The sequence below is a fragment of the Microcoleus sp. LAD1_D3 genome (assembly GCF_036702135.1).
Lineage (GTDB): Bacteria > Cyanobacteriota > Cyanobacteriia > Cyanobacteriales > Microcoleaceae > Microcoleus.
Map to the genome: position 1 here is coordinate 47,640 of NZ_JAUBSB010000028.1, position 15,207 is coordinate 62,846.

The 15,207-nt window shown below is 47.4% G+C and carries 7 protein-coding genes; 6 read left to right on the top strand and 1 reads right to left on the bottom strand.

All coding sequences use genetic code 11. The annotated features are described in order from the left end of the window. Positions 1 to 40: 40 nt before the first annotated feature. The 5 genes from QUA74_RS17065 (at position 41) to QUA74_RS17085 (ending at position 5,266) form a co-directional block, all read left to right on the top strand. On the top strand, positions 41 to 1,183 hold the full coding sequence (locus QUA74_RS17065; RefSeq protein WP_333331228.1) for a DnaJ C-terminal domain-containing protein: 1,143 nt from the start codon (positions 41 to 43) through the stop codon (positions 1,181 to 1,183). A gap of 384 nt (positions 1,184 to 1,567) precedes the next feature. After that, on the top strand, positions 1,568 to 4,003 hold the full coding sequence (locus QUA74_RS17070; protein WP_333331231.1) for a dynamin-like GTPase family protein: 2,436 nt from the start codon (positions 1,568 to 1,570) through the stop codon (positions 4,001 to 4,003). Between the two features lie 204 nt (positions 4,004 to 4,207). Further along, positions 4,208 to 4,642, top strand: a complete 435-nt coding sequence (locus QUA74_RS17075) for a KGK domain-containing protein (RefSeq protein ID WP_333331234.1) — start codon at positions 4,208 to 4,210, stop codon at positions 4,640 to 4,642. Positions 4,643 to 4,692: 50 nt separating this feature from the next. Beyond that, entirely contained in the window at positions 4,693 to 4,938 is a 246-nt protein-coding gene (locus tag QUA74_RS17080; protein ID WP_190745880.1) for an HNH endonuclease, read from the top strand. 91 nt (positions 4,939 to 5,029) lie between these two features. Further along, positions 5,030 to 5,266, top strand: a complete 237-nt coding sequence (locus tag QUA74_RS17085) for a toxin-antitoxin (TA) system antitoxin (protein ID WP_333331237.1) — start codon at positions 5,030 to 5,032, stop codon at positions 5,264 to 5,266. A gap of 110 nt (positions 5,267 to 5,376) precedes the next feature. Here QUA74_RS17085 and QUA74_RS17090 read toward each other — a convergent pair whose 3' ends face one another. Next, complete coding sequence (locus tag QUA74_RS17090; RefSeq protein ID WP_333331240.1) at positions 5,377 to 9,189, bottom strand: sugar-binding domain-containing protein; 3,813 nt, start codon at positions 9,187 to 9,189, stop codon at positions 5,377 to 5,379. Between the two features lie 227 nt (positions 9,190 to 9,416). On the opposite strand from QUA74_RS17090, the gene QUA74_RS17095 reads away from it, so the two are divergent. After that, positions 9,417 to 14,960, top strand: coding sequence for a PAS domain S-box protein (locus QUA74_RS17095; RefSeq protein WP_333331243.1), 5,544 nt, complete (start codon positions 9,417 to 9,419; stop codon positions 14,958 to 14,960). Positions 14,961 to 15,207 lie beyond the last annotated feature (247 nt).

Sequence of the window (15,207 nt, forward strand, 5' to 3'; positions counted from 1 at the left end):
TAATAACTAATGACTAATAACTAATGACTAATGACTAACTATGCAGAATTTTCGCAATTACTATCTAATTTTGGGAGTGCCCAAAGATGCCACGGCTGATGAGATAAAAAAAGCCTATCGACGGTTAGCCAGACAGTTGCACCCTGATGTAAATCCGGGGGACAAATCTGCTGAAGATAGGTTTAAGGATATTAATGAAGCTTATGATATTCTTTCCGATCTCGACAAGCGCGCTCAATACGATCAGTTTAGTAAATTCTGGAAACAAAAGGGATTTCAAGGAAAGCAAGGGGTGCGACTTCCCAATTTCAAAACTTGGGGAAACAGTAAAACTACCCGCAAAAAACCGGCCGAAGATGTCGATTTTAGTGATTACTCGGATTTTAATAAATTTCTCGATCAAGTGCTCGGAAGACGCCGGGAAGTGAGGATGGCGACAGCGAATGATGCACCGGGAGTAGCCTCCTCTGAACCGTGGAGCACGGCTTCTAAGAAAACGAGTTATGTTGCTAATTCTCGCCCACCTAGAAGGGATTTCGACGATCGCGAAATGCGACGAGAAACAGTCGATCGCGAAATGCGACGGGAGATAGTCGATCGCGAAATCAGAAGGGATATAGTCGATCGCGAAATGCGACGGGAAATTAGGGAAACAGTCGATCGCGAAACCAGAAGAGACATTGAGGCCAGGCTAACTCTGCCTTTGGAAAGGGCTTATTCGGGTGGTACTGAGCGAATTCGTCTGGAAGATGGGCGAGCGATCGAGGTGAATCTGCCTCCTGCTATGGTATCAGGCCAGCGGATTCGCTTGCGAAATCAAGGTATGGGCGGCGGGGATTTATATTTGAAAATCACGGTTTCTCCCCATCCATTTTTTCGATTGGAAATGTCGGATATTTGCTGCGAATTGCCACTGACTCCCAGCGAAGCGGTGTTGGGTGGAGATATTGAAGTACCGACGCTGGATGGCCTGGTAAAGATGAAATTGCCGCCGGGAGTAACGTCTGGAAAGCGGTTGCGGCTGGCTAACAAGGGCTATCCGACGGGAAATGGCGATCGGGGCGATCAATTGGTAGAAATTCAGGTGTTAATTCCCAAAGAAATTAGCGAGGAGGAACGGGAATTATACGAAAAGTTGCGGGAGGTTGAGTCTTTTAAACCGCGTCAAGATTTATCTGTTTAATGTAGAGTACGCAATGCGCCCGTTTAATTTTGTAGGGGCGCAATGATACGCGCCTTACTACTCACTGTGTACGAAAAATTAGGAGATGCTTGGCTAAATTTTACTGACATATTACATTTAGCCACTTGGCTGTAAATAGATGATATCAAATCCGTTGGCATCGCAATTATTCATCTCTGGTTGCTATTCCTCAGCGCCCTCTGCATTAAGAGCGGTTTAATCCTTCCGAAACAACAATAAACGATAGGATTTGTCGCCCGAATAGCCGATCGCACTTTTAGCAATCCTGGATCGCATAAGTAAAATTACTGTTGTGATTATTCCTGAACTAGCAGAGAATTAACAATAAGGTAATTTTTCCACAATCAGGAGCAGTCTGCCGCAATGACTCAAATGCCCCCTCAATGCAACAATCTGCAAGAGCAAGTTGACTCCTTACTGCAACTGCTGCGTCAGGAATCGTCTTTGCGACAACAAGATATCACGGCGGTACAAGCTTCTCTGAAAAAGGCAATTTCTCCTGAGTTTGAAATTGTGTTTGCTGGCGCTTTCAGTGCGGGAAAATCTATGTTAATTAATGCTTTGTTGGAGCGGGAATTGCTCTACAGTGCAGAAGGACACGCGACAGGTACGGAATGTTATATCGCTTTTGCCGAGCCGGAAAAAGAGCGCGTTGTTCTCACTTTCTTGAGCGAGTTTGAGATTAGCCAGCAAGCTTCTGTGCTTTGCCATCAGTTAGGTTTAGCTACTGAACTTAATATTAATCAAACAGATGTAGTGTCGCTGTTGTCTCAGGGATGTAACATAATTATTGAAACCGAAGGTGGCGAAAATAAATCCGAGGTAGCCAAAAAAGCTAAGGCTTTGATGCTGCTGTTAGAAGGTTTTGAGGCAAATCGCGATCGCATCCAAACTCTCGAAAACGCTACCTACTCGATGGAACAGTTTAACTTTTCCAATCTCAAGGAAGCTGCTAGTTATGCCCGTCGCGGTAGTAACAGTGCTGTACTCAAGCGAGTTGAATATTACTGTTATCATCCGCTGCTGCAAGATGGCAATATTATTATCGATACGCCGGGAATTGATGCGCCGGTGCAGCGGGATGCAGAATTGACTTATGATAAGATTGAAAGCCCCGATACTTCCGCAGTTGTCTGCGTTTTGAAAGCAGCTTCGTCAGGGGAAATGACGACGGAAGAAACCGAGTTGATGGAAAAAACACGGGGAAATCCGGGAATTCGCGATCGACTGTTTTACATTTTCAACCGCATTGACGAAACTTGGTACAACACGCAACTGCGGCAGCGGTTAGAAAATCTGATTAATTCCGACTTTCGCGATACTGCCAGAGTTTACAAAACTAGCGGATTGTTGGGATTTTACGGGAGTTTGATTCGAGGGACAACAGGGCGCGATCGCTTTGGTTTAAATACAATCTTTGCCACCAGTCAAGAGCGAGTTTTTGGAGACGATAAATTAGATTCAGAGTTTCTCGCTAATAGTGAAGAAACTCCGCAATTTGTTAGTGAATTTAATCGCTACTGTGCGAATTCCGGCAAGCTATCTCCGAGCAAATTTCGCATTTCAGTTAACAGCTACGAAACACCCAATGAAAACTACGTGCGGATTCTTGCAGAGCAAGGACAACCATTAATTGGTCAATTAATTCAAGATAGCGGGATAGAAGATTTTCGCACAGCCATCACCCGTTACCTCACAGAAGAAAAACGCCCGCAACTGTTCAAAAATTTAGCTGACGACTTAGAAGACTTGTGCATTCAACTGCGGAAACATTACCAAACAATTCAGCGGAATTTGGACAGCCAGCCCCGCGAAATTGAAGCGATGAAAGCACAGGAACTTTTGCGACTAAATCAAGAGTTGCAGCAAGTCGGACAGGATTTTCGGGAACATATCGCCGAAGAAGTCAATGAAATGATTATGAACAGATGCGATATTTTCGATATAGACTTTCGGCAACTGCAATCTCGGATGATCCGCCGCTTGGATGAATTGTTAGACGGATTTTCTGTTGAGGCGGCTTACGGACGTACTTTGCGGAATCATCCCCGCAATGCCACAGCACCTTTAATTGCTGTTTTAGTTGAAGCACTTTATTATTTAGCGAATCAGTTGGAAGATATTTTAGTAGAGGCTACTAAGTCACTGGTTGATAATTATTTCCAGTATTTGAAAGATAGCGTTCGCAAGTCGGAATACTATCGATTACTCTATCGGCTGTTGGGGAATGATGGGGGAATTGAACAGCAGTTAGAGGAGTTATCAAAGCGGGTTTCTGATGCTTTGGTAAATGCGGCGGGCGTTGAGTGCGATCGCTACGTGCGAGAAAGTCCCCGTTTTTACGACGAAGGCACATTTTCAATTTATCAATTCCGGGAAACTTTGCAGCAAACTTCTCAAGGTTTCGACTGCGAAAATATGGTGGACGCCCAACCTGCAATTCGGCAATTATTGCGGCTAGATTTTGAGCCGAAAGTATCTAGAACTATTCGGCAAACTTTCCGCCAAACTGTCAACCAAACCCTGAAAGAGCATTTGTTGCCGCTGGCCCAAAAGCAAGCTGATGATATTTTGCAGAAATACAGTCAAGCCCGCGATTATTTGGAGCAAACTTTGGCACAGGAAGCGGAGGAGAAAATTGCCCGCAACCAGCGGCTGCAAGCTGAGAATGAAGAAAAGATCAAAGAGTACGATCGGGCGGTTTCTGGGATTAATAGTTGTTTGCAGGCGATGAAGTTGCACGAGCATTTGTTGCCTGTAATTGGACAAAATGATAGCGTTTCGGTGGATGGTGAATGATTGCAATTTTGGCGATCGGAAATCGGCGAATATAATTCGTGGCTACAGAGACAAAACCCGCCGACGAGGCTTGAAGACATTCTTAGTACGCGGAAGCGGACATCGTTTGTATAGCCACCAATTCTATTCGCCGGGATTATTGCTAAAAGAGAGACACTACTCTAAAATAGTTAGGATGACAGTTTCAAAAAAGTAGAGATTAATATGGAAGATAAATTTGATTTTCACAACTGCGGTAATGAGGATGCTTTATCTTTCGGTAACGCAATGCTTAAAGTAGAAAAACTCAAGGAAACAGTAAATGGAGTTTTGCCTGAATATGGGTTAGGAGAGAGACTCACTCACTTATTGAATCAACAAAAACTCTACATTTATGTAGGTTTAAATAATGACCAACAACCTAATGCTTATGAGAACTGGTTTGGTCAAGGTATAGATTGTGAAATTCTCAGAGTGGGTGCTCAGGGCTGGAAGAAAGGAAAGATGAAGCTCAAACTCAATGTCACTATAGAGTTTTGCCCCGACGAACCAGAATTTGAAGAAACACCAGAAAACAACGAGTCAGAAACTAGCAAACCAGAATCTCCCCTTGACGATTTGCGTCGCCAACTTCTCAATCAAGAAAACTCACCCAGCTAATCCATCAAACATCCGCGTTAATTCGCGTTCATCTGCGGTTAAAAATCATCATGTCTAAAACCCCCAGAATCCCCATTCCCCCCGAAGTCAGAAAATACGTATTCGATCGCAATAAATACCAGTGCCAAAGCTGCGGCCAAACCAAATTAGAAACCCAACTGACGATCGATCATATCATCCCCCTAGCGCGCGGCGGCAGCAACGACATCAGCAACTTGCAAACCCTCTGCGGCACCTGCAACCAAAAGAAAACCGACAAACTAGACCCGCGCTTTCGCCGTCACTTTGACCTTTGATATTTAACAGTATAATAAAATCAGCAATTTAAGATTGAAATTGCTAACCTCTGTTCGATCGCACTTTTAATCCCTAGCTTGGATAACTGCAATGCTGACAAAAACAGTAGACGTGCAAGAAGCACAGACAAATTTAAAAGAGTTATTATCTCTAGCACTTAAAGGCATAGAGGTTGTTCTCACAGAAGGTGGCATTCCCCTTGTCCGTTTAGCGCCGATCGCATCCCCAACTAAGCAGCGTACAGCAGGATTGCACGCAGGAGCAATCTGGACAAGTAATGATTTTGATGAACCGTTACCAGACGAATTTTGGACAGGGAATGTATGAAATTACTGCTGGATACTCATACCTTCATATTGTACTTTTACCTTTAATATCACGCCTCAAATCATTCATAACATCCGCGTTAATCAGCGTTAATCGGCGGTTAAAAACTCCTACCATCGATAATACCGATAAGGATCGTCCCCATTCTCAAAATCCGTTCTGTAATCCCAGTGATAAAACTCCCGACTCGCACCGTTAAACACAGATTCATCCGCCTTAAAACTCGCCCCTAAATTAGCCAAAATCTGAGCATTTGCCCGGGTTTGCCGCCAGCGAGTAAAACGCAAATAAGTCTTAGTATCAGCATTCAAACTGTCCGGTTCAATCTGAGAAAAAATCGCCACACCCTTGCCAACTTTTACCCGACTTAACAAACCGTCAGCGCCGACTTCTCCCCCAGACTTAATCAACCAAGTATCATAAAAAGAGCGCGATCGCAAATCTGAAGCACTAACCCCCTTCACCTCATCCCAACTCGGAACCGCCAGCGAACCCCCAAAATCCTGCGCTTGCTGCAAACCCACGCCCAATCCCGCAACAGGCAGTTGACGTGGCAAGAAAAACGCCTTCCCACCAGCATTCAAATAACCGCGCAAATCTGCATCTTTCAGATTCGCTTCTCTCCCCACAATGACCAAACCAACATCATTAGAAAGGGAACTAGCGCGCTGATAAATTACCCCCAAACTGTCCAACTTTTGGGCATCTTCATCTCCCCCAATTAAAACCACTTTATCCGGCTTTCCAAGTACCGTAGAATTCCTGCCGTAACTCACAATTTTTTGCACTAACTGCGCCGCCCCAGCATCTACAGAATAATGGTCTTCCAAATCCAACTCGTTTAAAATCAGCCGCCCTTTTCCGTAATCCAATTCCATCAGCGGCGAATAAGCTAAATCAAACTCAGATTCCAAAATTGGGCGCCAACCGCTGCGGTGCGGTTTTTCAATAGAAGCGCTACTGACACCGCCACGATTTCCCCAACGCCAGCCGTACCAAGGTTTATTTGCCGGACTCAAATTAGGGCCTGTTTGGATTGTATTTGGATAAGCTTCAAGCAGCGTGCTTTCCCCCGCCCAATCCCGCAAATCTTCACTGTCTAAACCGCTAATTGCGGGATGGTTGCTGTCAACTGGATAAGCGCGGCGGCTGACGTGGGCAGCAACCCGGAAACCTGTATTTTTCAGCCAGTCCCTGCGCTGAGGAAACACCATTACTTTGCCGCCGTTTCGTACAAAACTTTCTAAACTTCCCGGCAAATTTTCCCCGCTAGAAAATGCTTCCCTACCTATAATTAATAGCGATGAAACTTGCGAACCATTCCACGGTACAAGCGGATGACCTAACTGTTTTAACATTGCCGATGTTTTGCCCCCTGGATCGAAGATTGTCAGCGTATCCTTGCTTTTGGCTTGCTTGGCAAAAACCCGGAAAGCAAATGTATCAGAATGCGATCGCTCGCCCACCCGTGCGGTCAAGCGAATTTCGCCGTCAGCCTTGCTAGAAATGGTATTTGGCAATTTTACGTCTATTGGGAAAAACAGGGTTCCTGCCGGAGCAATTTTCCCTTTTCCATCGCCTTGTTTTACCTCTTTCCCCCCCACCAAAACCCGCCAATTAAACGAAAATTCTTGTGGCGCCCGCGTATCGTTAATTAACACTACTTGCTTTGCCAGTTTTCCGCCCACAAACAAATTGTGATCTTTCGCAGTAAAAACCGGGCTCGCACCAGCAATCCAAGCCAAAGTCGAGCTATTATTCTTCATAATTGCCTCGCCCCCAGGATGAACAGTGTAAGCTTCGGGCTGCAAATAATTCAAACGATGATTCGAGACTTGCTTCAAATAAACTCCGCGGCGACCAGGTTGAAATCCCCCAATATCCACCTTTTTTCTGCCAGCCTCGGAAATTTCCCAACCGTGTCCGTCATTCCAAGGAACCATCCCCCCAGACATTCCAAAAGTCCGCCAACTTCGCCAAGTATTTGTACTGAATAACTGCTGCAACTTTTGAAAAGCTGGTGCAAAATCTAACTCTTTTTTACCATGCCAGCTTTGATACTCCTGACCCTTGACAAATTGCTCGCGAATTTTAGCTTTATAAGTGGCAGTTTCCAACTCGTAAGCCTGCTTGCCCAAATAAATTGCTGCAAATTCAGTCATCCAAGGTTCGCTGACAATTACCTGACCAAAACCTTTGCGGTTCCGCATCATCGTTGCGTGCAGAGGAGTCCCAAACTCGACTGCCATGTAGGGCATTTCCCCGGTTTTGGTCCACTCAGAAATCCACTCTTCCCGTTCTTGCAAGGGAATCATATTTAAATAAGTATTCACCCCATAAACATCGCCGAAGTTGGCGCCGTGGTGTACCATCACAGGTCTGGTTGGGTCTGCAGATTTAATCGCAGCTAAAGCGTCATTTCCTGGGGGAGTGTTGGCCCGCACACGCTCGTTTTCCGACGGACTGATAGTTCCTTCTATTTTTATTTTGCCGATGCGACGGGGATTTAGGTCGTCAGCGTTGGCGAAAAAATTAGGACTTGTCGCCCACATTAATACTGATGGATGATTGCGGTAGCGGCGCAGTTCTGTCACCATTAGGGCTTTCCAGCGGTCGTTCCACTGGCGGTTCTTCCACCTGCCGTTCCAAGCCAGAGGAGTAATGTCTAAAGCGGGAGCCATAATTGGAAAACCTTTGAGGTCTGCTCTTTCGGAAAATAACTCTCGGAAGTTCCATCTACCCCGTTCGTCGTGATTCCAAGGCCACATTTCTGTTATGTTAAAACCGGCTTTTACATAGCTGTCAATTAGTCTGTCAGAAACTTCTACTGTCCCGCCTTCCCAAGAATCGGAGTGCATATTTGGTCGCAGCCGCAATTCGGTTCCGTTTAAGAAAAATTTGCGCCCTTCTATCCAAAATTCGCGGAAGCCAAAAGGTTGGTCGTATTGCGTGTTAACGCCGCTGCCTTTTACTTCTAATTTCAGGGTGTAGAGGTTTGGTTTGCCGACATCCCAAAGACGGGGATTTGGCCAATTCCACTGGACTTGTACGGTTTGAATTGGTTTAGCTTGAACCTGGGCAGTTCCGGTAAATTTTTGTTCTACTTTGCCTTTTTCGTCGAGCATTTGCGCGATTAGTTCAACTTGACCTTTTTGGGCAACGTCTTTGAGTTCTACATCTAATTTAATTTGCTTTTGTCTGGTGGAAGTTTGGACGAATAAATCGCTAATTAGCGGGCCTGGGGGAACGCTGAAAACCCGCACTTCGCCGATGATTCCCCGCGATTGCAAGTTGGATTTTTCTCTGTAGATTTCTGTGGAGTCCATGATGACGGCTTTTTCCTTTTCGTCGGATACTGCCACGACTAAAATAGATAGGGTGTTTTGACCTGGTTTTGCTGTTTTAGTAATTTCAATAGTGCCGTAGGGCGATGCGATTTGACCGCAGTTAATGCCGTTGACAAAGATGACTGCATCGGTGCTGACTCTGGCTAAGTCGATAAAGATTCGACGGTTTGTCCAGTCGCGGGGAATGTCTATATTTCTCTGATACCAAGCTTTTGATAGTTGTTTACTGTTGAAGTTTTCCCAATCTTTGCCCCTGCCACGAGTGATGATTCCGGGTACGGATTGGTTTGTTTCTTGTTGCCAGTCTCCGGGCACCGAGATGGAACCCCAACTTGGGGAGAGGGGAGGGGTTTGGGGGTTGCCAACTGCGGGAACAAATTGCCAAGTTCCGTTAAGATAAATTTGGTCGCGTTTGTTGTCGATCGCCCCGACGGCCGCGATAGTAAGATTGGGGAAGCCGATCGATATCGCTGAGTTGCTGGCTGAGTAGGGATTTTGCAGCGCATAACCGATGAATCCAAAAAGGGTGGCGGCTGCGAAAAATAATCCGATAATTTTTGCCAGCTTGTAATTCACTTTAAATTGCTCCCAAAAATTAGATGCTCCAATTTGTCCCTTAATCTATGATAGCAGTTGCTCCAGCACCAATCCCGCAGCCAATCTGTCTCTGGGAAGATGGCATCCTGCCGACAAATGTGGTTTCGTAAAAAAAAATAGATACTTAGTTTTAAGTTAGTTTTCACAGGGTTGTTTCATCGACATAAGCAATAGCGCGATCGCGCCATGGCTACAGGTCAACAAAAATGAGTCGCTTTCAGGTCTGGCCCTTACCCATTAAATCTTACAGCATTGCTACATTTAGCGCCGGCATGGCATTACTGCTGACCACTATGTTACTGTTGGCACTCACGGCAACTCCTACAATCTTCTTACTTTTTGGGGCTGCAATGGTTAGCGCTTGGTATGCTGGCTTAAAGTCCACAGAAAAAAAACTAGAAATAGAACGTAAGATTATTTCAAAAGCAATTGAGACGACGGCTTGCTTGATTGTAGTTCTCGACAGCCAAGGACGGATTGTCCGGTTTAACCAAGCTTGCGAAAAAACTACAGGCTACTCGACAGCAGAAGTGGTCAATAAATATGTTTGGGATTTGTTCTTAATTCCCGAAGAAATAGAGCCAGTTAAAACCGTTTTTGCCAAGCTCAAGGTCGAAAATTTTCACAGCGAATATCAAAACTATTGGCGCACTAAAAATGGGGATAAGCGCTTAATTTCTTGGTCGAATACTGTGACGACCGATGGCAAGGGTTTGGTAGAATATGTGATAGGAACGGGGATCGATATTACTGACCGCAAAGCAGCAGAAATAGCCCTGACCTTATCCTACACTAAGCTAGAAAGCCGCGTCAAACAGCGAACAGCAGAACTGACAGTAGCTAAAGAAGCACTGCAAGCTCAAGAAGAACGATTTCGCTGTTTAAGTTCCTGTTCGCCAGTCGGCATCTTTATGGCAGATTTTGAGGGGCGTTACACCTATGCAAACCCTCGCTGTCAGGCTATTTGTGGCTTAAGTTTGACAGAACTTTTAGGAGAAGGTTGGGAAAATTGCATTCACCCGGAAGACTCCGATCGCGTATTGGTTCGATGGCTGGATTATACTCGGCAAGGTGGGGAATATGCGATCGAGTATCGCCTGCAAACACCAGAGGGAATTGTTCGCTGGATTAACGTTTGTTCGTCGCCGATGTTCTCCGACTCCGGCGAACTCATCGGGTACGTGGGCACGGTGAGAGATGTCACCGAAAGACAACAAGCGCAAGCAGCTTTGGCTAGCAGCGAACAGCAACTGAGAACGCTGCTAGAAAATACGCCAGACGTGATTATCCGCACCGACAAAGAACTACGTTATATTTATGTCAATAAAGCAGTTGAAAGAAGCCAAGGAAAACCGCTTTCATTCTTCCTGGGTAAAACCAGTCAAGAAATAGGAGTGCCGCCGGAACAGTGCCTGATGTGGGACGAAACCCTGCGTAAAGTGTTAGAAAGTGGTCGAGAAGAAATTATCGAATTTCAGGCCTATTCAACCAACGGCATCCGAAGTTATCAATCCCGCGTAGTTCCAGAATTGGACAAAGACGGCGTAACAGAATCAGCCTTAATTGTCGCCCGCGATATTACAGAAATAAAACTTGCAGAAACTCAAAGATTGCAGTTAACAATCGAGCAAACAGCGAGGGAACAAGCGGAAATAGAACAGCAGCGATCGGCATTTTTAGCAGAAGTCAGCAAAATGCTGGCTGATGCGTTTGACGGGGAAACCGCGCTGCAAAAGGTAGCAGAATTAGCAATAAATTCGATCGCCGACGGGTGCTGCATTCATTTGACCGAAACCGACTCAAAAGTGCGCCAAGTCGCGGCAGCCCACGCAGAAGCCTCTATAGTTGATAGTCTGAATAACTTGAGAATCCGCAGTTTGATCGCCGAAAATGCTGTTAACGGCTATCCCCTGGTAATCCGCAGCGGAAAATCCGAACTAATTGCCGAAGTGGATGAAGAAATTTTAGCAGCAGGAGCCGAAAATGCAGCAGAAATGGAAATATTGCGATCGCTCAATATCGGATCTCACGCTTGCGTACCACTGAAGGCCCGCGGGCGGGTAATGGGTTCCATCACTTGCTTTACCTCGAAGTTGGGCCGCCGCTACAGTACAGAAGACATGGCAATGCTAGAAGATTTAGCATACCGCGTGGCGATCGCCCTCGACAACGCCAGACTTTACGATGAAGCGCAGCAAGCACTATCTCAAACATCGCAATCCTTCGCCTTAATTGACTCGCTATTAGAAGCATCTCCCCTAGCGATTTGCTTTCTTGATCGCGAAATGCGCTTCATCCGTATCAATCAAGTATTAGCAGAACTCCACGGTTTGCCGGCCGAACACCATCTCGGCCAAGACTTTCGCCAATTGTTGCCAGAATGCGCCGCCAAATTTGCACCCATAATTCAGCAAGTTTTAGAAACCGGTCAGCCTGTTTTAAACTTAGAAATGAGCGGCGAACCTGATGGGAAACCGGGATATTTCGGTTACTGGCTCGCCAACTACTACCCAGTGAAAAATGAAAGGGAAGAAATAATCGGAGTCGGCCTAATTATCACAGATATTACCGTAGCCAAACAAACAGAATTAGCATTGCGGGAAAGCGAAATGCGCTTCCGCAGCGTGGTAGAATCTAACATGATCGGCATCGGTTTCTGGGATGTCAGCGGCGAAGTTACGGACGCTAACGACGCCTTGCTGGAAATGATCGGATATACAAGGGAAGACTTAGTTTCAAGACAGATCCGCTGGCTCGAACTCACCGCGCCGGAATATCTAGAACTCGATCGCATCGCCGTCGCGCAAGTCGAAGCATCAGGAAGTTGCGCGCCTTTTGAAAAAGAATACCTCCGCAAAGACGGCACGCGCTTCCCAGTTTTAGTGGGCGGCGGCAACTTCCAAGGATGCAAAGACAAAGGAGCATTCTTCGTACTAGATATCACCGATCGCAAACAAGCCCAAAATCAACTTCGAGAAAACGAAATACGCATTCGCCGCCAACTAGCAGAACTCGACTTAGTTTACAACACCACACCGGTCGGGCTGTGCTTTGTCGATACCAATTTGCGCTACATCCGCATCAACGAATGCCTCGCTGCCATCAACGGCCGATCGATCGCAGATCACCTCGGGCGCACCGTTAGAGAAGCAATTCCCGAAATGGCCGATATGGTAGAGCGGATTTACCGCCAAGTGCTGGCGACGCAAACCCCCGTGCTCGACTTGGAAATTAAGGCCGAAACCAAGCAACAGCCGGGAGTTTTGCGGGATTGGCAAATCAGCTTTTACCCCGTGATCGATGAATCGGGAACGCTGTTGGGAGTCAGCACCGTGGTTGCCGAAATCACCGATCGCAACCAAGCAAAACGGGTAATGCAGCAAAGCGAAGCCATATTCCGGCGGCTGTTCGAGTCAAATATTTTTGGAGTCGCGATCGGCGATTTTAGCGGCCGCATCGCCTACGCCAACCAATCCCTGCTCAACATGGTCGGCTACACCCGCTCAGACTTGCTCTCAGGTCAAATGCGGTGGGACAGAATGACCCCCCCCGAATACCTCCACCTCGACGCCTTAGCGGCGCAAGAACTGCGGGCTAAGGGAGTCGCAACTCCTTTCAAGAAAGAGTATATCCGCAAAGATGGCAGCCGCGTGCCGCTTCTGATGGGCGGGACGACTCTGAACCCGGACGATCGCGAACCAGAGACGATCGTCGCATTTTACATCGACTTAACCGAGATCTCGCGGGTGGAAGCAGAACTCAAAAACAATCAAGAACGGCTGCAAATCGCTCAGCAAGCAGGCAAAATCGGAACTTTTGAATTGAACATCCAAACCTGCGAGGTCGCCTGTACGCCGGAGTTAGAGGTTTTGTACGGGCTGCCTGTCGGCAGTTTAGACAGCTATCAAAGTTGGGCCCAAAGGGTGCATCCAGACGATCGCGCTGTTACCGAAAAGCAGGTGCAGGCTGCGGTGGCGTCCGGGGAGGAATTAAACATTGAGTTCCGCATCTGCCGCCCGGACAAAAGCGTGGGCTGGATTGCTTGCAGGGCTAAGGTGTTTCCCGACGATCGCGGTTTGCCTTGGCGGATGATCGGGGTGAACGTCGATATCAGCGATCGCAAACAAGCAGAAGCAGCGCGATCGCACATCAATCAAACTTTAGAAGCCTTGATTCAGGCTTGTCCTCTGTCAATTACCGTTTTCAGTGCCGAGGACGGCACTGTGAAAATGTGGAACCCAGCCGCCGAAAGGATTTTTGGCTGGCCCGAATCAGAGGCGGTAGGTCAATTTGTGCCCAGCATTCCCCCAGACAAGCGGGAGGAATTCATGGCGAACTTGGAAGGAATTCGCGAAGGAAACCCGCTCGCCGGAATGGAAACCCAGCGCCAAAGGAAAGACGGCACTTCGATCGACCTCGCTGTGTGGGCAACTCCAGTCCGCGACAGCAACGGCAACATCAACTGTATGTCGATCGTCGCCGACATCAGCGATCGCAAGCAAATCGAAGCACAACGCGCTCAGTTGCTCGATCGCGAACAAGCCGCGCGCGCCCAAGCAGAAGCCATCAACGGCCTGAAAGACGAGTTTCTAGCCACTCTTTCCCACGAACTCCGCACGCCTATAAATGTGATTTTGGGGTGGGCGCAGAGGCTGCGCGGCCTCCCGTACACGGAAGATGATTTAGCTTGCGGTTTGGAGGCGATCGAGCGTCAGTCGAGGGTGCAGGTGCAGCTAGTGGAAGATTTGCTCGACGTTTCCCGGATTATTCAAGGCAAGCTGGATCTGAAACCCGGCTGGTTGATCCTGAGAAAGACGATCGAGGTTGCTCTGAATTCAGTTCGTTTCGCCGCCGAGGCCAAGTCTGTCAACGTTTCCTCAGAATTTGACCCCGCAGTCGGCTTGATGTGGGGCGACGCCCAGAGGTTGCAGCAGATAGTGTCGAATTTGCTGACTAACGCCGTGAAATTTACGCCTTCGGGGGGAACTGTGGAAGTGCGGTTGTCTGCGCTAGCTGTTAACGATTCCCCATACTTCAGCTATCCTCAGCACGAGTTCCCACTTCCCAATTGCGTGCAAATTACTGTCAGCGATACCGGAAAGGGCATTTCCAAAGAGTTTCTACCCTACGTGTTCGATCGCTTCCGACAAGCAGACGGCTCGCTTACTAGGGATGACAGCGGTTTGGGACTGGGATTGGCGATTGTCCGGCACTTGGTGGAACTCCACGGCGGCACAGTGACTGCGGAAAGTCCGGGTAAAAACAAGGGTGCGACATTTACAGTGAAACTGCCACTCAAGAAGCAGCGTCGGAGTAAGCAGCGGCAGTTGACGGAGGAAAGCAAATTCCCTCAAATCCGTCCCGGTATTTTGGCTGGCTTAAAGGTGTTGGTAGTTGACGACGAACCCGACAACCGCCAGTTTTTGATTGTTGCGGTTGAACAGTTGGGGGCGACGGCGACTGCGGCTGCTTCGGCTGCGGAGGCGATCGACATTTTACAGCAGTCGCCACCGGATATTTTAGTCAGCGATATCGGTATGCCCGTTGAGGACGGCTACTCGCTGATCCGCAAAGTGCGATCGTCCGCATCCGACAAAATCAAGCGCTTGCCGGCTGTGGCGCTGACAGCTTATGCTAGCGAACAAGACCGCGATCGGGCGATCGCCGCCGGTTACAACGAACACTTAACAAAGCCGATCGAAACCGCTCTATTCGCCGCCGTTTTAGCCAAGTTAAAAAATTTGCATTAGGGCGATCGGGTTCGATGAACGCACAAATCCTATCATTTCCGTTTGAAGAGGATTTGTATGATGTTAAATCTTGTAGGGGCGGGTTCACCAATAATAATTGCCCATAATCAAAAATATAATAAACCCGCCCCCGCTGGCGACAATTCCCATGCTACCTGAGATGTTGCACCAATGTCAATAAGGGGTTTTTGGGTGGGTTGGGGCGGGTTTATTTAACCTGTCTGCAACTTTTAAGGCTATTGGTGAA

Bases quoted from the DNA above. Each gene is read 5' to 3' on its own strand.
- QUA74_RS17080 (WP_190745880.1), top strand. From the start codon at position 4,693: ATGTCTAAAACCCCCAGAATCCCCATTCCCCCCGAAGTCAGAAAATAC.
- QUA74_RS17095 (WP_333331243.1), top strand. From the start codon at position 9,417: ATGAGTCGCTTTCAGGTCTGGCCCTTACCCATTAAATCTTACAGCATT.
- QUA74_RS17075 (WP_333331234.1), top strand. From the start codon at position 4,208: ATGGAAGATAAATTTGATTTTCACAACTGCGGTAATGAGGATGCTTTA.
- QUA74_RS17070 (WP_333331231.1), top strand. From the start codon at position 1,568: ATGACTCAAATGCCCCCTCAATGCAACAATCTGCAAGAGCAAGTTGAC.
- QUA74_RS17065 (WP_333331228.1), top strand. From the start codon at position 41: ATGCAGAATTTTCGCAATTACTATCTAATTTTGGGAGTGCCCAAAGAT.
- QUA74_RS17085 (WP_333331237.1), top strand. From the start codon at position 5,030: ATGCTGACAAAAACAGTAGACGTGCAAGAAGCACAGACAAATTTAAAA.